The 20,155-nt window shown below is 54.6% G+C and carries 15 protein-coding genes and 1 pseudogene; 3 read left to right on the forward strand and 13 right to left on the reverse strand.

Annotated elements, in window-relative coordinates; genetic code table 11:
• Window positions 1–8: 8 nt before the first annotated feature.
• The 6 genes and pseudogenes from H9S92_RS20035 to H9S92_RS20060 all read right to left on the reverse strand — a co-directional run bounded on the left by H9S92_RS20035 (window position 9) and on the right by H9S92_RS20060 (window position 5,808).
• Complete coding sequence (locus H9S92_RS20035) at window positions 9–737, reverse strand: IS1 family transposase (RefSeq protein ID WP_264757905.1); 729 nt, start codon at window positions 735–737, stop codon at window positions 9–11.
• Between the two features lie 72 nt (window positions 738–809).
• A pseudogene (locus H9S92_RS20040) lies at window positions 810–1,295 on the reverse strand (M57 family metalloprotease); the annotation flags it as partial.
• Window positions 1,296–1,352: 57 nt separating this feature from the next.
• Window positions 1,353–1,550: a hypothetical protein gene (locus tag H9S92_RS20045; RefSeq protein ID WP_187468487.1), complete on the reverse strand. Its 198-nt coding sequence runs from the start codon at window positions 1,548–1,550 to the stop codon at window positions 1,353–1,355.
• Window positions 1,551–1,635: 85 nt separating this feature from the next.
• On the reverse strand, window positions 1,636–3,045 hold the full coding sequence (locus H9S92_RS20050) for a hypothetical protein (RefSeq protein ID WP_187468488.1): 1,410 nt from the start codon (window positions 3,043–3,045) through the stop codon (window positions 1,636–1,638).
• Between the two features lie 235 nt (window positions 3,046–3,280).
• Complete coding sequence (locus H9S92_RS20055) at window positions 3,281–4,489, reverse strand: serine hydrolase domain-containing protein (protein WP_222936189.1); 1,209 nt, start codon at window positions 4,487–4,489, stop codon at window positions 3,281–3,283.
• An 83-nt stretch (window positions 4,490–4,572) separates the two neighbouring features.
• Complete coding sequence (locus tag H9S92_RS20060; protein ID WP_187468489.1) at window positions 4,573–5,808, reverse strand: tyrosine-type recombinase/integrase; 1,236 nt, start codon at window positions 5,806–5,808, stop codon at window positions 4,573–4,575.
• Window positions 5,809–7,158: 1,350 nt separating this feature from the next.
• Between H9S92_RS20060 and H9S92_RS20065 the strand changes: the two genes are divergently transcribed.
• Window positions 7,159–8,871 carry a hypothetical protein gene (locus H9S92_RS20065; protein ID WP_187468490.1) on the forward strand — a complete coding sequence of 571 codons (1,713 nt, stop codon included), beginning with the start codon at window positions 7,159–7,161 and terminating at the stop codon, window positions 8,869–8,871.
• Window positions 8,872–9,146: 275 nt separating this feature from the next.
• Here the strand turns inward: H9S92_RS20065 and H9S92_RS20070 are convergent, their stop codons facing one another.
• Window positions 9,147–10,784: a S41 family peptidase gene (locus H9S92_RS20070; protein ID WP_187468491.1), complete on the reverse strand. Its 1,638-nt coding sequence runs from the start codon at window positions 10,782–10,784 to the stop codon at window positions 9,147–9,149.
• 289 nt (window positions 10,785–11,073) lie between these two features.
• Between H9S92_RS20070 and H9S92_RS20075 the strand changes: the two genes are divergently transcribed.
• On the forward strand, window positions 11,074–13,227 hold the full coding sequence (locus H9S92_RS20075; RefSeq protein ID WP_187468492.1) for a S46 family peptidase: 2,154 nt from the start codon (window positions 11,074–11,076) through the stop codon (window positions 13,225–13,227).
• A gap of 725 nt (window positions 13,228–13,952) precedes the next feature.
• Here H9S92_RS20075 and H9S92_RS20080 read toward each other — a convergent pair.
• Entirely contained in the window at window positions 13,953–14,447 is a 495-nt protein-coding gene (locus H9S92_RS20080; protein ID WP_187468493.1) for a phosphoribosyltransferase family protein, read from the reverse strand.
• 632 nt (window positions 14,448–15,079) lie between these two features.
• Here H9S92_RS20080 and H9S92_RS20085 point away from each other — a divergent pair.
• Complete coding sequence (locus H9S92_RS20085; protein ID WP_187468494.1) at window positions 15,080–16,060, forward strand: hypothetical protein; 981 nt, start codon at window positions 15,080–15,082, stop codon at window positions 16,058–16,060.
• A gap of 27 nt (window positions 16,061–16,087) precedes the next feature.
• Here H9S92_RS20085 and H9S92_RS20090 read toward each other — a convergent pair whose 3' ends face one another.
• The 5 genes from H9S92_RS20090 to H9S92_RS20110 all read right to left on the reverse strand — a co-directional run bounded on the left by H9S92_RS20090 (window position 16,088) and on the right by H9S92_RS20110 (window position 19,975).
• Window positions 16,088–16,705 carry a DUF4159 domain-containing protein gene (locus H9S92_RS20090; RefSeq protein ID WP_246464013.1) on the reverse strand — a complete coding sequence of 206 codons (618 nt, stop codon included), beginning with the start codon at window positions 16,703–16,705 and terminating at the stop codon, window positions 16,088–16,090.
• A gap of 53 nt (window positions 16,706–16,758) precedes the next feature.
• Window positions 16,759–17,463 carry an RsmE family RNA methyltransferase gene (locus H9S92_RS20095; protein WP_187468496.1) on the reverse strand — a complete coding sequence of 235 codons (705 nt, stop codon included), beginning with the start codon at window positions 17,461–17,463 and terminating at the stop codon, window positions 16,759–16,761.
• A gap of 16 nt (window positions 17,464–17,479) precedes the next feature.
• Complete coding sequence (locus tag H9S92_RS20100) at window positions 17,480–17,728, reverse strand: NifU family protein (protein ID WP_187468497.1); 249 nt, start codon at window positions 17,726–17,728, stop codon at window positions 17,480–17,482.
• A 70-nt stretch (window positions 17,729–17,798) separates the two neighbouring features.
• Window positions 17,799–18,569 carry a response regulator transcription factor gene (locus H9S92_RS20105; RefSeq protein WP_187468498.1) on the reverse strand — a complete coding sequence of 257 codons (771 nt, stop codon included), beginning with the start codon at window positions 18,567–18,569 and terminating at the stop codon, window positions 17,799–17,801.
• Window positions 18,570–18,613: 44 nt separating this feature from the next.
• Window positions 18,614–19,975, reverse strand: coding sequence for a sensor histidine kinase (locus H9S92_RS20110; RefSeq protein WP_187468499.1), 1,362 nt, complete (start codon window positions 19,973–19,975; stop codon window positions 18,614–18,616).
• Window positions 19,976–20,155: the final 180 nt, after the last annotated feature.

Consider the following 20,155-nt stretch of genomic DNA (forward strand, 5'->3'; position numbering starts at 1 on the left):
GCGGTGTATCAATAGTAATGGTGAGCCATCAAGTTTCGCTGCCAGAGGAAGTAGCCAATGGCCGCCACATGGTTCTCTAGCTTCTTCGAGAAAGCGACACTGCGCCGAACCAATCTACTTACCCTTGCTCTGACGCCCGTAAAATAACCTTCAATGAAAAAAGTAAGCGCCTTACTCGGATGATGCTGGTCACTTGGTATCGTCTGGTAGTATGCCTCCCAGTAATCGGTAGCAAACTGGCAGTGATCTCTTAACCGTTGCGGGAGCTTATCTAGCATTTTTTCGGCGTCCGCTTTGCCTCGACCTCCAACATGAAAGGCCAAAACCTGCTTGATCGCTGGGCAATAGACTACCCAAATCCAACGCTTGTTTTTCTTGCAGCCGACGAAAGACCACATCTCATCTAATTGAATTTCAACGGATTGTAGCTCTTCATCACTCAGATTCTCTAGGAGCTCGTAATCTACTCCCAAATTGTCCGGCGTTTGCTCCCAGATTGAAGCCGCAAAGTTCATCAGCCAAGTCATGCTCACTTCCATGGAACGACAAATTCCACGTAAGCTTACCCTTTCGCTAAGCAGTCGCTCAATGTATCCACGTTTCTCTTTGCTGATCAAGTGGCCATTATCTACGACAAACTGTCTGTTACAATCCTTACAACGAAAACGTTGCTTTTGGTGGTGAGTTTTGCCGTACATGATTATCTTGCAGCTCGTGCAGCTTGGGCAGGTAAGCATTCTTACTGAGTTTTGTCGCCACTAAGATAGTGAACTTGCCCAGCTGCCATCTTCCTTTACAGAGTGCCATTACTAATGATACACCGCCAAATTATTAAGTGTCCAGTCAGAAGGAAACGAATAATGCATTATTGATTCAGGATCATATCTGGAGAAGTTAGTCTGATCTCGATCCAAAACATTGAATATATTTCTATCAACATCTTCTCTTGACCATCTCTGATTAATTGGTAGATTAGCAAAATAGGCGTATACCTTTTCTCTATCCCATTCAATACCATTTTCTGGATGTTGGTGTTCATGTTTAAAACCAATTGCATGACCAAACTCATGCAATATGACTTGTTCTATCCTAAGTGAACTACTAAATTGATTGAAGCTTAAATTCATTGTAGCTTCATCATTAGGAATCCCTAATGCATCTTTACCCACATAGGAATTATTTATATTTGAAGTATTAAAATCTATACGAATATCACTTTCACCTTCTTGACTAAACGTGAAGCTAATATTTGCGTATTCAGACCACATAGGTGCTATAGATCTAACTTGATCACGTTGAAAGCTAGACCCAGATAAAAACTTAACTACAAGGTTTGCTCCATTTGGCCACTTCTATCCTCTTTGAACAACTAAGCTTATAGTAGGGGATACTTCCGCATCTGGATTAGGGTCAGTTACAGTCGTACAAATTGCAAAGGTGCCTTCAGCTATCGGCTCAACGGATTCATTCGGTTGAATATTTTCTTCTTTATTACATGAGATTATCAGCAAAAATATCGCTGAGAAGAAAATTATTACTGCATGTTTCATATTGATTTTTTTTTAATTTCACACAACGGATGCGCACACGCAGCCGGCCTAAGCCGGTTGACGTGTGCGCAATGTTCCATGCATGCTAATTATTAGGAAGATACAAGCTGCTTACTCCTATATTTAAAAGTCCCCAATTTTGATTTGTTGTGCCTTTTTTAAGCATAGCATTACTATTATCCAATACCACTGCCAAAATATCACCACTAGCATTTATATCAATTACGCCGTCTGCTATTTTGGTCCAATTACTGTTTAGGCTACCTTCTTTCACCCATGCTGTGCGATCATTAATCATTGCGATAATCCTATTATTACTTAATTGTGATTCACTTACATTATCAGCAACATGAACATATGTAGAGTTAATTGAACCTTCTTTTATCATCAATCGATTATCATTTAATAAAACTGCAATCCTATTTGATGTTAACTCTATCGATCTACAATTATCAGCAACATGCACCCAATTAGAATTCAAAGCTCCTTCTTTTACTAAAGCTTTTCCATCTGATGATATGACTCCAACTCTATTAGCACTTAAGGAAAAATTCACAGCGCCATCAAGTAATTTATCATAATTTGAATTTATACTTCCTTCTTTTACGTGCAAATTACCACTGATAATTACTCCGATTCTATTACCTGATAATTGAATTTTGCTCGCATCATCAGCAACTTTAACCCAATCCGAATCAAGACCTCCTTCTTTTACCCAAGCTGTTTTATCTCTCTTTATAACTCCAATACGATTATCGGATATAGAAGCTTGGGTTACACCATTCATCAATCTAGTCCATGAGTATGTATTCCCTTCAATTCCAAATAGGTTACCACCAATGATTGCTACAACTCGATCTCCTTGCGGATTAAAAGGTCCATATACCTTTCGCAAACCTATCTTATCCCATTCGCTTAATTCCCCACCATTATTATAATTGGGATTACAATAGTTCATAACAGATTCAATATCGCAAGGTGTAGCATACCAGTCGCCATCTGTTCCCTGTGGCTGTTCATGACATCCACAGTCAGATCTATTATGTTCATGAGAAAAACCCAGTGCGTGGCCAAATTCATGAACAGCAATTATTTTTATACAATAATCATTGGAAAATGAACATCCATCCCAGTCGAAATTAAGAACCATACCTGCCTCCACGTGGTTTAGTTCTTTGCCTAAACCTTTAGTATGAGGATGTTCATTTGCAATTTTTATCCGTAACTCCGAACTTAAAATTCTTAAAGTGCCACACTTTTGCCACCCAGTAAATTGAATACTACTATATTTTTCCCAAGTATTTTTGACTGCATTTTCTACTAGTTTTCTTTCTCTGGTATTGGAGGGGTCTGGGTTCTCCCAACAAACTGTAATTTCAGCATCATCCCAAACAGCAGCCCGCAAAACATTGACATATTGTATGTCTTGAGCACAAATTGATTGGACAAATACGGACAAAAAAAGTATGCCCAAAATTCTTCTTCGGAAAATCATATTTATAGTTTTATATATGGAAAATAATTTTATAAGATTTTCTAGCACCAAATATATCCTAATTTCATCACTTGCATGGAACGGTCTCGGCTATGAGCAGTTGGGGATTTTAAGCCCAAACTTTTCGGTTTAGCACCGAACCTTTAATTTATATTTGTAAGTTGCGTTAAACACTTACTCCCCAATTGCTTATAGCCAATGTTAGCTGCTGGCATTTCTGGTTTGATTCAAAATGTTATTCCCTCATCCACATTGGTGGCCAGTCATATTCTTCCGAAACTGCTCTTACTATTTCGTGAATTAATGGAAATGCGTTGTCTGAATTTGTCATAATTACAACTCCTCGACCATTATTCGCAAAAGATACAGCGTAGCACTTAAAACCTGCATTTCCTCCAGTATGTCTGAATCGAAATGCATTACCTTCGCCATCAATTCCGATTCCAGTTGCACCAGCGTTTGGAACTCTTGTCATCATTTTTTTTGCTGATGATTGCTTTAAAATTGAGTTCTCCTCGCCTCTGTAAGACTTTCCTAATGCAATCATAAATTTGGCTAAATCGGTTGGATTAGACCAAAGTCCAGCAGCAGCCTTTTCTGGATATATGTGGTAACCACCTCTAATTTCATTTCCGCTCTCATCATAACCCATTGAAATATTATTTTCTATTTTTTCTGGAATTGGATAAGCAAATGTACTGTTCGTCATTCCTGCAGGATTCAACACCAGACTATCCATTAAATTCGGGAATTCTTGACCACTAACATCTTCCATTAGCATTTGAAGAACAGTCATACCTCCGCCAGAATACCTTTCGGATTCGCCAGGTATTTGAACTACACGAACTGGTTCTGAATTTGTTATGCTACTGCCTTCCAAAATCTGTTTTAATGTTGGAATTGAGTCCGTTATCTCATAGCCTTGGAATCCTGATGTACTTAATCCAGAAGTATGGCTCATAATTCTACTTGCGGTAACCTTTTCGTTAGTGGTGAATTCGTTTTCAGGAACTTGCCAACGTTTTAGTTTTAAATTTACATTTTCGTCAAGGTCAAATCTATTTTGTTCGATTAATTTAAAAGCACCCACGCTTGCAACTGGTTTGGATATTGATGCGGCTTGAAAAAGGGTGTTTTCAGTTACTTTTTCGCCATTTTTTTTGTTGCTATATCCGTATCCCTTTGACCAGAGTATTTCATTGTTGTCAAAAACCGTAATACTAACTCCGATTACGTTCAATTCTTTCATACGCAATTCCAGCGTAGTAGTAATGGAATCACTTTTGCCAGTATCGTCTATTCTTCTTATTCCATTTTCTACTAATTCTTGAGTTGATATTTTTTTGTCAGAACTCTGATTGTCTTCACTATTCTTTTTCGATTGACAAGCCAAGGTTGTCATCAAGAGAAGTCCGATTCCGATTCCTAGTTTGATTTTATTCATAATTTCTATTGTTGGTTAATTCTGTTGGAATGTTTTGTTTATGCTTGCAGCTAACTACCTTATACCCGCAACAATCCTGTATCTCACTTGCGCTTTTCGCCACCCAGGAGGTCATCCAGAGGGCTGACGATGCTGCGCAGGTGCTGATCGGATACGTGGGTGTAGAGCAGGGTGGTCTTGATGTCTTTGTGGCCGAGCAGCTCCTGGATGTAGCGCACGTCGGTACCGCGTTCAAGTAAGTGGGTGGCAAAGCAGTGGCATAAGGTGTGTGGCGTCACCTTGCGGTGGATGCCCGCACGCCGGGCGCAGGCACGCACCACCGCCTGCACGCTGCGGGGAGAATAAGGGCTTTCCCCGTCCTGACCGTTGAACAACCATCCTTTGGGTTGGTAAGCCTCAAAATACTGTTGCAGCATGGCTTTGAGCTGTTGGCTCAACATCACTACCCGGTCTTTGCGGCCTTTGCCTTCCCGAACCAGCAGTTGGTTGCGCTCCCAATGCACGTCCGTCAGCCGTAGGGCCAGTAGCTCGGCCAGACGCAATCCAGAACTGTAAAGGGTGTAGAGGATGGTCAAATGCTTAAGGTTTTCGCTGGCGCGTAGGAGCCGGTCTATTTCTTGAATCGATAAAACCGACGGCAAAGTAAGGCTTTTTCTCGGACGCTGCACCCGCTCTAAAGAAAAATCTGGCCGGAAAATTACTTTATCGTAGTAAAATTTGCTGGCATTGGCGGCCTGGTGCAGTTGGCTATCCGAGGCTCCAGCCCCGGCAAGGCTGGACAGGTAAGCGTTGACGTGCTTTTCCGTGGCTTTCTCGGATGCTACCTTCCCCCCCAACCATTCCAGGTAGCGGGCGTACCAAGTTGTGTACTGCTTTATGGTACTCCTGCTGTAGTGCATCCGCAACAAGGCATCCGTAAATGCCTTGAGTTGTGGGCGTAGCTGAAGGGAGAACTTACTCAGCAGATGGTCTTGCTCCCCTGGCTCAGCAGCCTTGCGGCGTTTGGTGGAATGAGCGTTCTCAACACTGATCCGGTCAATGACCTGGTCTCCTCGCCTCTCGTAATACGTCTTGATCCGTTCCGCCAAACCAGGGCGCTTCGGTACCTGCCACCGCTGGGCAGCTCGGTCGTACTGCCGGTCGGGCAAACTTTTCAGCCACGCCTGGTCTGCACCGTAGCCTTTGACCTTGATGAGTAAGTCGCCGGGAAATTCAGGGCTCTCGTAAAGTGTAATGACGACGGGGTCTTCGCACTGCCGCAACAGCTCCAGCCAGGTCTGGTAGGTTTCGGCGGCGGGAACACCGTAACGTTCACGCAAGCAGGTAAGGATTGCCGGGCGAGCGGGAAGTACCCAAACTTTGTCCCCTTTATGCCACCAACTCTGTGGCAGAGAACGTAAAAAGGCAGCCTCCGTAGCGGAATAGGCCATGCGTACGCAGAGCCATTTTCCTTTACGCTCAATGTCAACTTCCGCTATTGGACGGTGCAAAGCACCTATGTCGCCTGACATCGAAACCCCGGGGATGTCGGAGGGGGCGAATGCGACAGCCGCAGGGCTGCCTACGTCGGAGCTATCACCTTCTGGGCGGGGTTGCCCGGTGGTGCCGATTGGGAAGTTATCTATTTCAGGTAGCTCAGGAACTGGCCTTGCTGCAATCTGACCCGTCGTCAAATAGTTAATTAGCTGCAATTCGTGGAGCAGTGTGGAATTCGATTCGGTCGCCGATACGCTCCAGCACCGCTCTTGGGCCTGCCACTTGGCTCCCGCCAGGCGCTTTACCCGAGCAATCAGGGACAGGTCGTAAGGGATCGATAATTTCCAGTAAAGTGTTTCTTCATTTTGCGGCAGCTTTTGCATCCTTAACTATGGTTGTGGACCACAAAACTGCAGTGTCAACCAATAGATAGTTGCTATTTAAACGTTTACTTACGATTATACACAACTAAAGACGGCTGCGGCGCTGATATCCCTCCCCCCCAACACGGCTTCGCCGTCCATGCGTCGAAGCGGGTTTCGGGCAGGTGGTGCGGTGCGATAGGAAATAGGCGAAGGGTTTCACCGGGTGGAAGGTAGGGCGGTGGGGGGGATTTTGCAAGGGTGTAGTTCATAGTTCAGTAGTTCATAGTTCATAGTTCATAGTTCAGTAGTTCAGTAGTTCAGTAGTTCATAGAAGGCTGGGACCTTACCTGAGCAGAACTCCAAGCAACTCCATGCCAAACTCCATGCGACTTCATGGGCCAATAAGGACCTCTGGTCTGGTGGTCGGGCTGAAGCCGCGACAATACCTTGAGCGGAACTCCAAGCAACTCCATGCTGAACTCCATGCAACTCCATGGGCTAAACAGGGCCTTAAGTCTTGGTAGTCGGGCGGAAGCCGCGACGGTACTTGGGGGCTTCCCCTGCTCCTTGTCCATTCTCCCCCCTTCGGGGGGTCGGGGGGGAGCACCTGCGGCCGCGCCCAGCGTAAAACACTGCGCCGCAAAGTCCACCTATGCCCCGTTACAAAAACCAGCTTACCCGCCGCTCCGTAAATCCCCCCAAAAGCGGCTCGAAAAAAAGCAGCCGCTACACAATACCCCCGCGCTGACCATCATTATTGTACATTCGGGATCTCCGGGCCAACACCACCACCAAGCAGGCCCAGCCAAGACCAGAAAGCTGCCCAAAATGATCGTTTCACGCCCCAGTTTCATCCTGTTTCTCGCCCTGCTCATCACTTCCACCGCCCTGAGCGCCCAGCGCCGCAAAGGGGGGGAAGAGGAAGTCGCCTGGCCCCCGGAGCGCGCTTACGGGCGGACGACCCTCGGCAATGCCCTGCAGGGGGTGTTCCAGCGCCACTACGACTTTTGCGGCTTCACCAAGCCCAGCGGCAACCGCGACTATACGCCGCCCACCATCGACCGCTTTCTGGGCAACCGCTCGCTGCGCACCCGCGTGGAAAAGGCCGACATCAACGGCGGCAACCTCCTCAGCTACATTTTTACTGGCGAGGAAACCACTTTTCCGCTCGATATGATCCGCTACCGCGCCGATCAGCTGCTCTTTAACGCCGCCGACGGCGTGAACCTGCTGCCCGAGCCCCGGCCGGGCTTCGACGCTTTCCTGCTCACCAAAAATTGCAGCGGCTACCTGAAGGCTTCGCTCGACGGCGGCTTCAAACCACCCTACCTCGCCTTTTCCGCCGCTCTGGATACCGACGCGCGCCGCAACAGCACCGTTGTGGCCGTAGCCGGCAGCTTCGTGAGCCCCCTGGCCGAAATCCTGGCCGCCAACGATGCCCGCACCACCGAGCTGATGGCCCGCCTCTGGCGCTTTTACCAGGAGCACCCCGACTACCTCAACCGCGCCTATTACCTCACGCAGTTTGAAGGCGTGATGATCAAGCACCTGACGGAAGCCAACGAAATTGCCGCCACGGAACAGACCCTCGGCGTCAACGTCAGCATCCCCTTCGCCGGCAAACTCAACGCCGAAGCCGGCAAAGGACGCACCAACAGCAATTCCTTCAGCGGCACCGACTGGGAAACGATCGTTTACACCGATTTCGAAGGGCCCTACCAGCGCGACCGGCTTTTCGCCCCCCTGCCCACGCCGGCCGACATTGAGGCCTACTTCCGCAATACGCCCGTGGCCGCCCTGAACGGCGGCAACCCCCAGCCCCTGCGCGAAGGGGGTGCGCACCGCCACGCCATCAGCGTCCCGGGGCTGCCCGCCGCCCTGGCGGGCGCGGGCTGGCGACTGGACAACGTCCGCGGCGGCGCCTACCGCGGGGAGCCTTCGCTGCAAGTCACCTCCGGCACCTCCGGACTCTCTTTTTCCATCGGCGGCAACACTTCCCCCGATCTTTTCATACCCGAGCAGCCCGGGGCTATCGAAATGGTACCGCTGTACTATGAGCTGGTACTGCCCTCGCGGGGGAATTTGCCCGACCTGCGCATTCCCGTCTCCCAGCGCCTGCCCACCTCCACCCACCCCCTGGTGGAAATGACCGGCGCACGCTTCGAACTGCAACGCAAAAACAACGGCCAGTACGCCTTCCAGTGGCACCTGACGCTCAACGTTACCGATGCCGAAAACCCCCTGGATCCCCTCGGCCAAATTAACGTTACCAACATCGCGGCGGGCTACGCCGAAAATCCCCTGGACCTCCGCCTGGTCCGCGCGGAACTCGACCAGCGCCGCGGCCTGATCAACGTCGTCCTGGAAAGCGAACGCACCTGGCCCCTCAAGGAAATCGACGACCGCAATATGATGACGCTGCCCGTCCGCGTGGAGGTCTGCCTGCCCGTCCGCGACGGCTACAGCATCTGCCGCCGCCCCATCAGCAGCCGTTTGGCGGTGCCGCGCATCCGCGTGGAAACGGTGGAGCGTTTGGATTAGGCGGGATATGGTTGCGGCGTTATACGCCGAATGATAGACAATATTTGATATTTGATTGGGCTCACGCGGCGCTGGTGATTTTTCGTGAGGTCGAGACGTTTCACGTCGACTGTCCACCCTGATGAAGGTACTTTCCCCGGAGGTAAAATGATCCGCTGCGACGTAAAACGTCTTGACCTCAACTCCCAAAAAACTCCATGCAACTCCATGCAAAACTCCATGTCACTCCATGGGCTAAAAACCAATGCACTGCGACGTAAAACGTCTTGACCTCATCACCTCAACTTCCGCGCCGCCGCCAAAGGATCCTCATTATTGAGCAGCCGCAGCGTTTCCGCAACAATATCGTCCCGCATATTCAGCACCTGCCAGTAGGCCGAAGTATCGAACAACTGCCGCGCCAGGCGGGCGCGGAAATAATGCGCCAACTCGGGCTTCAGCCGGGCGGGAATCGGCGCAAAATCGGCGTCGTACTCCGCCAGCGCCCGCTGCCGCAGGGCCGGTAGCACCTCGTCAATATTGATGCGGTAGTTGGCAATGAAGTCGTCGACCGTCTTGAATTTCTCCACCCAGGGATTCGTCTGGATGTAGCCGAACAGGTAAGCCGGAATTTGCTGCCGCAGCCGCAGAAAAGCTTCGTTGTTGAGGCTGGTATCGAGCGGCACGAAGTAGTCGGGCGTAATGCCCCCACCACCGTAAACGGGGAATCCGCTGGTGGTGTAAAAAGTGGCCGAGCTGTCTTGCGCCACCGTCGTATCGCCGGTAAGTTCGCCGCTGTCGAAGCGGCCGTTGATGTCGTTGCGGTACTCCGCTTCCCCGTTTTCGTAGGAACGCTGGATGCTGCGGCCCGAGGGCGTGTAGTAGCGCGCTACCGTCAGGCGGAGGGCCGAACCGTCGCTAAGGGGGTATTGCTCCTGGACGAGCCCCTTGCCAAAGGTACGCCGCCCCACCACGATGCCGCGGTCGTGGTCTTGCACCGCCCCGGCCACGATTTCGGAGGCGCTGGCCGAGCCTTCGTCCACCAGCACCGCCACGTCGCGGATGTTGTAAAAGGCCCGCCCGTTGGTGGTGTAGTCGATGCGACGGGAATTCCGCCCCTGGGTATAGACCAGGAGTTGGCCTTTTTCGGGGAAGAGCTGGCTGAGGATTTTGGTGGCTTGCTGGAGGTAGCCGCCGGGGTTGTCGCGCAAGTCAATGACCAGCCGTTCCGCCCCCCCGTTTTCCAGGTGGGTTTCGAGGGCTTTGACGAACTCGTCGTAAGTCGTCGCGCTGAAGCGGTTGATTTTTACGTAAGCTGTTTTGTCGTCGAGTTTATACGCCGCATCGACGCTGAAAACGGGAATGGGCGCGCGGGTGATGGAAAATTTGCGGAGTTCGCTTTCGCCCGGGCGGCGTACGGTGATGCCCACGGTGCTGTTGGCCACGCCGCGCATCAGGCTGGCGGGGTCGATGTTGCGCTCGTTCACGCCCGTCACCAGGCTGTCTTCTACCATGATGACCTGGTCGCCGGCGCGCACGCCCGCCAGATCGCTCGGGCCGCCGGGCAGGGCCGAAAGGACGGTAATGGTATCATCTACGACCAAAAATTCAATGCCGATGCCTTCAAAATTGCCCTCCATCGATTCGTTGAGGGCCTGCAATTCGTCGGCGGGAATGTAGCTGCTGTGGGGGTCCAGGCGTTCCAGCACGGCGTTAATGGCCGCCTCGTGCAGTTCGCTGCCGCTGGCGTCGTCTACGTACTTCGCATCGATGTAGCGCAGGATTTCTTCCACGCGGCCGCCACCGCCCAGGGCAGGTTCGCCGCTGATCACCAGGGGGGCAGTGCTTTGCAACCGGTACCCAATCAGCAAGCCCGCCGCCAGGGTGAGGGCAAAAAGCAAGGGGGCCCAGGTGTTGTTGCCTTTATTCATCATACCAAATCGTCAAATCCAAAAGGAGGTGCGGCGAAGTTACGGGGGGGACCAACAATAACCTAACCGCTAGGGAAATGCGGCACGGGGCCGCCTGGTTGCGCGTCCGCCACCGCATTTTTCCCGCGCATCCCCCCAAAGTACCCTTATTTTGGGCGCGGACGCAGGTGCCGGGACAGAACTCCCCCCAACCCCCAAAGGGGGAGAGCAAGGGAAGTCCGCCAGTACCCTGAACCAAACCAATCCCTCCCAACGTTAACATCCCCTACCCAAAGCTGTAAACCAATCGCCGATGTTCCGTAAAGCACTCCTCCTTCTCCTCCCCTTTCTACTCCCCCTTTTCGTCACAGCCGGTGGCGGCATGTGGCTCCCCCTGCTCCTGGAAAACCTCAACGAGGCGGAGATGAAGGAGATGGGGATGAAAATCTCGGCCAAAGACATCTACGACATCAACAACGGCAGCCTCAAGGATGCCATCGTCCACTTCGGCGGCTTCTGTACCGGCGAGGTGATCAGCAGTAAAGGCCTCGTCTTAACCAACCACCACTGTGGCTTCACGGCCATCCAGTCGCACTCCACGCTCGAAAACAATTACCTCGAAGACGGCTTCTGGGCCGCCAACCACGCCCAGGAAATCCCCAACCCCGGGCTCTTCGTTACCTTCATCGACCGCATCGAAGACGTCACCCCCCGGGTCCTCGACGGCGTGTATGCGGATACACCCGAAGCCGAACGCGCGCGCCTGGTTGCCGAAAACCTCCGCCAGCTCCGCGAAAAATACCCCCTCAAAGAACACGAGGAACTGCTCGTCAAACCCTTCTACGACGGCAATCAGTACTTCGCCTTCGTGACCAAAAAGTACACCGACATCCGCCTGGTCGGTGCCCCACCCTCCTCCATCGGCAAGTTCGGTGCCGACACCGACAACTGGGAATGGCCCCGGCACACGGGAGACTTCAGCCTCTTCCGCATCTACGCCGCCCCCGACGGTAGCCCCGCCGCCTACAGCTCCGACAATGTCCCCTACACCCCCAAAAAACACCTCGAGATCAGCCTCCAGGGCCTCCAGCCCGGCGACTTCTCCATGGTCTTCGGCTTCCCCGGCACGACCGATCAGTACCTGCCCGCTTCGGCCATGCAGCAGCGTACAGAAGTCCTCAACCCCATCCGCATCGGCATGCGCGACCTGAGCCTGGCCGTCATCGACAGCGCCATGCGCGCCAGTGCTCAGGTAAAAATCGACTACGCCAGCAAGCAGGCCCGCATTGCCAACGCCTGGAAAAAGTGGCGCGGCGAAAGTGAGGGCGTCGCTGCCGTCAACGCCATCGCTCAACGCCAGGACCTCGAAAAAGAATTTCTCCGCCGCCTCCAGGCTAAACCCGCCGAAGCCGAAATCTACGCCCCCCTCCTGCCCGAACTCAATGCCCTGGTTGTCCGCCAGGAAGCCGTCGCCAAAACCCGCGCCTACGTCGGCGAAATGAATTACAATATCGACCTCTTCCGCGTAGCCAGTTTCCTCAGCGGGCAGCTGAAAATCGCTCAGAGCAATGGCCTGGCGGCTTTCCGCGAAAGGGTCCCCGGCATCGTGGCTTTTCTCGAAGAGTTTTACACCGGTTACCACCCCGGGATCGACCAGCGCGTTGCCCAGGCCCTCATTCCCGTGTACCTCGATGAGGTGCCCGAAAACCACCAGAGCTTTTACGTGCGCGACCAGGTCGAATTCGCCGGCTCCCGCCAAAAATTGATCAACGACCTCTTCGAACGCAGTTACCTCACCCGCGGCGCGCGCCTGATCAAGCTCCTGCAGGACAACCCCGATGTCGCCGTAGACGTAATCAACGGAGACCCCGCTTACCAGTTCGTCCTCCAGCTCAACCGCTTCAACGAAAAGGAAGTCGGCGAGCCCTACAACGAAATCGCCCAGCGCATGGCCCCCCTCCAGCGCAAGTACCTGGCCGGATTGATGACCTTTTTCCCTGAGCGCCGCTTCTACCCCGACGCCAACAGCACCCTGCGCGTCAGCTACGGCAAGTTCGAAGGCTTCACGGGCCTGGACGGCAAAACCTTCGACTTCATGACCGACCTCGACGGAGTGATCGCCAAATACATCCCCGGCAATTACGAATTCGACGTACCCGCCCGCCTGCGGGAGCTACACGCCGCCAAAGATTACGGCCGCTACGCCACCGCCGATGGCAAACTGCCCGTCTGCATCCTGGGTTCCAACCACACCACGGGCGGCAACAGCGGCAGCCCCGCCCTCGACGCCAACGGACGCCTGGTGGGCCTCAACTTCGACCGCACCTGGCAAAGCACCATGAGCGACGTGCACTACGACCCCAGCATCTGCCGCAACATCATGGTGGACATCCGCTACGTCCTTTTCCTCATCGATAAATTCGGCGGCGCCCCCCACCTCGTCGAAGAAATGACTTTGGTGAATTAGTGAGGTCAAGACGTTTTACGTCGCAGCAGACCGGTTCGGGACCTCCGGTCCGGCTTTTTTAGCCCATGGAGTGACATGGAGTTGCATGGAGTTTTTCGCGGAGGTCGCAGGGTGAGGTCAAGACGTTTTACGTCGCAGGAATGCCCTTTCCCCGTAGCGAAAAATCCCCGGGGTCGCGCAAGCCCAATCAAATATCCAATATCAAGTATCGTCTATCTCCGCGAGGTCAAGACGTTTTAAGTGCCTGTGATGGTTGAGCCGTTGTACGGCGAAGGGTTAGCTGGGTTAAACCCCAGGGAAGCATCCTCCAACAGGGTTTACAGTCGACGTGAAACGTCTCCACCTCACTCGAGGTAAGCATCCATACCAAGGTGGGCAGTCGACGTGAAACGTCTCCACCTCACGTGAAACGTCTCCACCTCACAAACTCCATGCAACTCCATGCCTAACTCCAAGCAACTCCATGGGCTAGAAAGCGCGAAGCGGTCGACGTGAAACTTCTCCACCTCACGTGAAACGTCTCCACCTCACAAACTCCATGCAACTCCATGCCTAACTCCAAGCAACTCCATGGGCTAGAAAGCGCGAAGCGGTCGACGTGAAACTTCTCCACCTCACGTGAAACGTCTCCACCTCACAAACTCCATGCAACTCCATGCCTAACTCCAAGCAACTCCATGGGCTAGAAAGCGCGAAGCGGTCGACGTGAAACGTCTCCACCTCACCTACTCCAGCACCGCCGCATCTCCCTCCGGCCCGTCGAAGCTCACGAGGACGTTATCGCCCAGCGTGGTGGAAAGGTCCATGCCCCGGTAGGTGACGTAAACGGGCCAGGATTTGTGCCGGCGGTCTACCAGCACGGCCACTTCAATTTTTTTGGGCAGAATGGCCTGGAGCGGGCGCAGGGCGTAGAATAGGGTGCGGCCCGTATTGGCTACGTCGTCCACCACCAATACGGCCTTACCCACCAGTTCCCGGGCGTCCCCTTCCAAAACTGGCCCCGGGTCCAGCGGCGAGGCGGGGTTGATGCGGAGGTGCCAAAGGTGAAAGGGAGCGGAAGAGATCGTCCGCAGCCCCGCCACCAGGCGCTGGGCGAGCTCCATGCCCCGGTTGTTGATGCCGAGGATGTACAGCTCGTGCTCCTCGGTGTTTCTTTCGAGGATTTCCATGGCCAAGCGGGTAACCTTGCTGGCAATCTGGGCGTGATTGAGGAGTTGCATGCCGCGAAGGTAGGCAATGGGCCCAGCATCCCGCAAGTGCAGCCCCGCCACCGCCCTGCCTTTTTTTAAAACGCTCCGGCAGCAGAAGTACGCCGTTTGCGGTAAACGCCAGGTAACAGCCAGCGCACACCAACCGTCCAAAACAAAATGAGGGTCCAGCCACTACGGCTGGACCCTCCTAGAAAAACACCTAAAACCCATATTCATATCATGAAAAACCTGTCTCTTGTCTTGCTCCGATGCTCCACGGTCAGTGACCCTGGCAACCGAAACACGCCAATTCTGACGGAAGGCCCTTCATTTGGTAACATCAGGATTGCTTTACCAAAGTGTTAAGGTTGAGGGCTTTTCTGACTAATGCACTCATTGTCCGTGGTTTATTCGGTTCTGCCTCCCTTTTCGAGGAATGATTTGGCAGCAGGCTCCGTCCACGGAAAGAAAAAAATTCAACTTTTTTGAAAGACCGCAGCAGATGTCCCTCCGGAGAATAGCAAAGAGGCTTCTGCTGCTATTAACTTACGCAGGTATTGGCTCACTGGGTTTTGGGCTACGCCCGCTTTTTGTCTTTTCACTGCACCTGCGCCCGCGCCCCTTGCCAAGTGAAGCGCTTACCTTAGCTGCCTATGCGAAGCATGTTCCTATTCTGCGGGCTGTTGATTGCCGGCTGCTGCCTTGGCCAACCCTCCTTGTTTGACCACCTCCACGCCAACGCCGCCTGCGGCATCCGGCTGACCCTGGGTACCGATCTGGGCGAGTTGCGACGCAGTAAAGCCGAAAAAGCCTACCTCCCCAGCACCTTTCAACTCCAGGTCAGCAACACCCTCCAGCTGGAACTGCCCGGGCAGGTACGCACCCGCGGCAACGTACGCCTGCAGGTGTGCGACAACCCTTCCCTCAAAGTAAAGTTCAAAAAAGCCGCACTGCGGGCCGCTGGCTTCAGCGACCTCAACGAATGGAAGATCGTCTTACAGTGCAGCGACAACAAAGTCGGCGCGGGCTACCTCCGCCGCGAGCGCTTCGTCTACGAGCTCCATGCCCTTTACAGCAGTTATCACCACCGCACGGTGCCCGTTACCCTGGTTTTTGGGCCAGACACCACCAAGGTATTGGAAGCATTTCTGGTCGAAGACGAAGAGCAACTGGCCCACCGCTACCAAAGCAATATTCTCAACGCCCAACGCGTCAGCACCCAGGGCATTCACCGCCCCAGCTACGTCAACCTCTGCTTGTTCAACTACCTGATCCTGAACACCGACTGGCACATCTCCAACCTCCATAATGTCGAGGTCATCAATCCCAGGGGCACCAACGACCTGGTTCCCATCCCGTACGATTTCGATTATGCCGGCTTCGTAGGCACCAGCTACGCCGTCCCCCGCGAATCCCTCGGCATAAGGTCCATTTACGACCCCAAGTGGCTGGGGAAAAACATCAGCAACGAAGAACTGCTGCCCGCCATCGCCCACTTCGAAGCCGTGCGCCCTTTAGCCACCGAACTCATCAACCGCTCGCCTGACCTGGAAGACCGCGACCGGCAGCGGATGCTCAAGCGGCTCGACGCCTTCCACAAAGTACTGGCCAGCGAAGACCCCCTGCGGCTGCTGGAAAAGTAATCCTGCGCCTGGCCAATCCGCGCTTTTCTACTGTTCAAAGGCGTACTCAATCAGATTGGCCCCCATGCGCAGGGCAGCCTGACGGACTTCCGGCGGATCGTTATGGACGGCTTCGTCTTCCCAGCCGTCCCCCAGGTCGCACTGGAAACTGTAAAAGACCACCATGCGGTTTTCGTAGAACAACCCGTATCCCACCGGTGCTTCCCCGTCGTGTTCGTGGATTTTCGGCAGGCCACCCTTGAATTCGAAAGTCTGGTGGTACACCGGGTGATCAAACGGCACCTCAACAAGCTTCAGCTCGGGAAATACCTGTTCCAAGGCCAACCGCACGTAGGGGTCCATGCCGTAATTGTCGTCGATGTGCAAAAAACCGCCACCGATGAGGTAGTTGCGCAGGTTCTCGGCCTCCAATGAACTGAACACCACGTTGCCGTGGCCCGTCATGTGCACCCAGGGGTAGTTGTACAGTTCAGCACTGCCTACTTCCACCGTACCGTAGTCCAGGGCAAAGCGCGTACCCAGCTGATCATTGCAAAAAGCCGCCAGGTTGGGCAGGGCCGTGGGGTTGGAATACCAGTCTCCCCCCCCGTTGTACTTCAGCAGGCCCAGCCGCAGCTCGGCCGGGGGAGCCGGTGGGCGCGACATGCCCGCGAACGCGGAAACTAAAAGGACAAGGGACAAAATTCGCAGCATAGGGCTTACCAGTTTAACTGTTCAATGGTATGGACGGCGGCAATGGCCGCAGTTTCGGTACGTAATCGTTGTGGGCCCAGGCTTACCCACTGGTAACCCAACTCCCGGGCCAGGGCCGCTTCGGCGGGGCTAAAGCCGCCTTCCGGACCAATCACCACCCTAACGTCTCTGCCCGCTTGCGTGGTATCCCTCAGCAGGGGCACCGCCGTTGCGCCGAGGTAGGCAAAGCAGCCCTGCTCCTCCGCTTCGCGCTGGGCCAGGGCCTCCCCCAAGGGCAGCATTTCTTCCAGTTGAGGCAGCCAGGCCCGCAGGCTCTGCTTCATGGCTGATTCCAGGATCCGCTCCAGGCGGTCCGCCCGCAGTTGCTTGCGTTCCGAGTGCTCCGTCAGAATGGGCTGGATGCGGTCGATGCCGATCTCGGTGGCCTTTTCCAGTATCCACTCGAAACGGTCGATGTTCTTGGTGGGGGCCACCAGCAGCGTCAAACGGTGTTTGGTACGGGAACTTTCCCGACGCACTTCTGCTACATCCAGCAGCCCTTCCCGTTTGGTGAGGGAAACGACCGTACCCCGGTACCAACCGCCCCGGCCATCCACCAGGTCAATGGCATCGCCCTTTTGCTTGCGCAGTACCTGAAAGGCGTGGCGCGCGTCTTCATCGCGCAAAGTGTGGATACCGGCCTTAAGTTCTGGATCGTAAAAAAGCTGCACGGGCGGGCTCGGGACTTTAGTTCACGGCCACCACGCCCGCAATTTCGGGCATCCGCCGCCGCAGGGTTTCTTCCACGCCGGCTTTCATCGTCATGGCCGTCATCGAGCAGCCATTGCAGGCACCCAACCACTTGATTTCAACGATGTTGGCGTCCGAAACATCTACCACTTCGATGTTGCCACCGTCGACGGCCAGGTGCGGGCGCACGTCGTCCAAAGCGCTGTCTACGCGCGCAATCAGGGAAATTTTTTCGTCCGGCGTCATTTTATGGTTTTATGCTGCAAAGCTAACACCTTCGGCACGAATCGGGTTGTATCGCCCATTTTCCGCCCCCCTACTCCACCACAAAACGGTAACCGACACCGCGCAGGGTCAGGATCCGGACCCGGGGGTCGGGCTCCAGCAGGGTGCGGAGTTTGCGCACGTACACGTCGAGGTTGCGGCTGTTGAAAAAGCCGTCGTCGTGCCAGAGTTCCAGCAGAATTTTGCGCCGATCAATAACTTCCTGCCCTTCGCTGCGCACAAAAAGGCGCAGCAATTCGGCCTCGCGGTGGCTCAGCGCGGTGGTATTAGCCGCGCCGCCCGGCGGCTGGTGGTGCAGCCGCAGTTGGGCGTAATCGAAGGCAAAGTGGCCAAAGCGGTAAATCTCGGCCCCGGCGTTGCTGCTTTGGGCGCTGAACGCAGGTGCCGGGGAAGGTCCTTCCAGGAGCGATGCAGGGCCAGGCGAGGCAGACGATCGCATCGCCACCAGGTTCTGCATCCGCACCAGCAGTTCTTCCATGCTGAAGGGCTTGCGGACGTAGTCGTTGCCGCCCGCCTCAAAGCCCGTCAGTACGTCCTTTGCCTGCACCCGCGCGGTGAGGTAGAGGATGGGCAGGTTGGGGCAGTGGCGGCGCAGCTTCTGCCCGATGCTGAAGCCATCCTCGCCGGGAAGTTGAACATCCAGCACCGCAATGTCGTACTCCGCCGGATTGGCCAGGGCCGCCGCCGCCTGCCGTGCATCGGTGTACCAATCGATGCTGCAACCCCGGCTTTCCAGGCTCTCCTTAACGATGCGCCCCAGCAGGTTCTCGTCTTCCAGGTACAGGACTTTCAGGTCGGGCATGCCGTTTGATTTTCGGTGTTGCAAAGGTAGCGCTTGGGGAGCCCTCAGGCCAGGCTCGTCCGGGCGGGGATCTTGACGGTAAAGCGGGCTCCGCCGTCGCGGCCGTTGTCCACCTCTACCGTACCGCCGTGGGCCAGGACGACCTGCCGGACAAAACTGAGCCCCAGGCCATGCCCCTTTACCGTGTGGCCTTCGCCCGGACGGTAAATGCGGTAGAACCGTTCGAAGATGTTCTCCCGCTCTTCGGTGGGGATGCCGCAGCCGTTGTCCGCCACCGTCAGTACCGTTTCGTGGGCGTGGCCCGCCACGTTGACTTCAATGCGCAGGGGACGACCGCCGTACTTACAGGCGTTGTCCAGGAGGTTATAGACCAGGTGGTACCAGTAGTGCGGATCAGCGGAGGTGTGGGTGTCGCCGTAGGTCGTCAGCTGCAAAGCTTCCGGGGCGAGTTGGTAGCGCAGGGCCAGGCCCCGCCAGGCTTCCGATACGGCGGCGGCGAGGTCGGTGTGCTGCCACTGCAGGCGCTGGCTGAGGGCCCCGTCCTGAAGGGAGTCAATGGCCCGGTCGGCCATGTGGTCGAGCCGCTTGAGTTCGGCCTGGCCAATGGCGAGGTATTCCTGGCGGCGCACGGGGTCGGCATCCGCGCCAAAGACGTTTAGGGCTTCGAGCGCGACGCCCACCGTGGCAATCGGGGTTTTCAACTCGTGGGCCACGTTGGCCACCAGGGCATCTTTTTGCCGCAGCTGCTGGTCTTGCTCGTAGAGGTTGCGGTAGGCCGAGGAAAAGGCAAAGCCCGTGGCCCCAAACAGCACCAGGCCAAACAAAAACTCCGGCAGCAAGCCCAGCAAAAGACCGGGAAGGTGCTGGGTGATGATGAAGGTTGTGCCGCTGAAAGTTCTGCCCCCCTTTACCTGATCGATGGTGACCAGCAGCGGGCTTTCCGGTTGGTCTCCCGCCGGAAAAAATACCTGCTGCAGGTTGATGCCGAATTTGCGCTGGATGCTGTCGCGCACCGTGGCTGGCAACTCCTCCACGGTAATTTTTCGATCCTCAAAAAAGAAGTGGGAAGTGACCCTTTCCCCGCCGTCTACCCTCACGGTAACGCTCGCTGCCTCAGCAGCTCCTTCGCCGCTGGCTTCGATCCGTTCAACGCGGAGGCGGCTGGCCGAAGGGAAGCGATGAGAAGAACTGCCCGGCACTTCCTTGTACTTCCATAGCCCATCTTCCACGAGAATGGCCTGGAGGGTTCCGAAAACGAAGTCTTCCGTCACCATCCGGTTGATCTCCCCTTCCACCTGGTCGCGCAGGCTGGCGAGGTCTTTGTTGTAAGACTGTACCCACCAGATGGCCAGAAATCCGCCCAGCAGGCAGAGGATGAAAGCGAAAGTAAAAATGAGTCTTTTCATGGTTCAGCGCAATTGCAGGCTCAGCTTCAAAGGATTATACGGACAAAGTACGGGCTCCAAGCCGCTGATAACAAGCGAATTAACGCTAATTAACCTTGTTTGGCCGGGGTTAAGGCACCACGGAGGTTTGGGCAATTACTTTTGCTGCGGGTTCAACGGACGGGCCTTGCTCTCCCCCTT

Source organism: Neolewinella lacunae (assembly GCF_014349155.1).
Lineage (GTDB): Bacteria > Bacteroidota > Bacteroidia > Chitinophagales > Saprospiraceae > Neolewinella > Neolewinella lacunae.

Excerpts from the sequence above, each read along its gene's own strand:
- H9S92_RS20035 (WP_264757905.1), bottom strand. The coding sequence starts at position 737 with ATGCTTACCTGCCCAAGCTGCACGAGCTGCAAGATAATCATGTACGGC.
- H9S92_RS20045 (WP_187468487.1), bottom strand. The coding sequence starts at position 1,550 with ATGAAACATGCAGTAATAATTTTCTTCTCAGCGATATTTTTGCTGATA.
- H9S92_RS20050 (WP_187468488.1), bottom strand. The coding sequence starts at position 3,045 with ATGATTTTCCGAAGAAGAATTTTGGGCATACTTTTTTTGTCCGTATTT.
- H9S92_RS20055 (WP_222936189.1), bottom strand. The coding sequence starts at position 4,489 with ATGAATAAAATCAAACTAGGAATCGGAATCGGACTTCTCTTGATGACA.
- H9S92_RS20065 (WP_187468490.1), top strand. The coding sequence starts at position 7,159 with ATGATCGTTTCACGCCCCAGTTTCATCCTGTTTCTCGCCCTGCTCATC.
- H9S92_RS20070 (WP_187468491.1), bottom strand. The coding sequence starts at position 10,784 with ATGATGAATAAAGGCAACAACACCTGGGCCCCCTTGCTTTTTGCCCTC.
- H9S92_RS20075 (WP_187468492.1), top strand. The coding sequence starts at position 11,074 with ATGTTCCGTAAAGCACTCCTCCTTCTCCTCCCCTTTCTACTCCCCCTT.
- H9S92_RS20080 (WP_187468493.1), bottom strand. The coding sequence starts at position 14,447 with ATGCAACTCCTCAATCACGCCCAGATTGCCAGCAAGGTTACCCGCTTG.
- H9S92_RS20085 (WP_187468494.1), top strand. The coding sequence starts at position 15,080 with ATGTTCCTATTCTGCGGGCTGTTGATTGCCGGCTGCTGCCTTGGCCAA.
- H9S92_RS20090 (WP_246464013.1), bottom strand. The coding sequence starts at position 16,705 with ATGTCGCGCCCACCGGCTCCCCCGGCCGAGCTGCGGCTGGGCCTGCTG.
- H9S92_RS20100 (WP_187468497.1), bottom strand. The coding sequence starts at position 17,728 with ATGACGCCGGACGAAAAAATTTCCCTGATTGCGCGCGTAGACAGCGCT.
- H9S92_RS20105 (WP_187468498.1), bottom strand. The coding sequence starts at position 18,569 with ATGCCCGACCTGAAAGTCCTGTACCTGGAAGACGAGAACCTGCTGGGG.
- H9S92_RS20110 (WP_187468499.1), bottom strand. The coding sequence starts at position 19,975 with ATGAAAAGACTCATTTTTACTTTCGCTTTCATCCTCTGCCTGCTGGGC.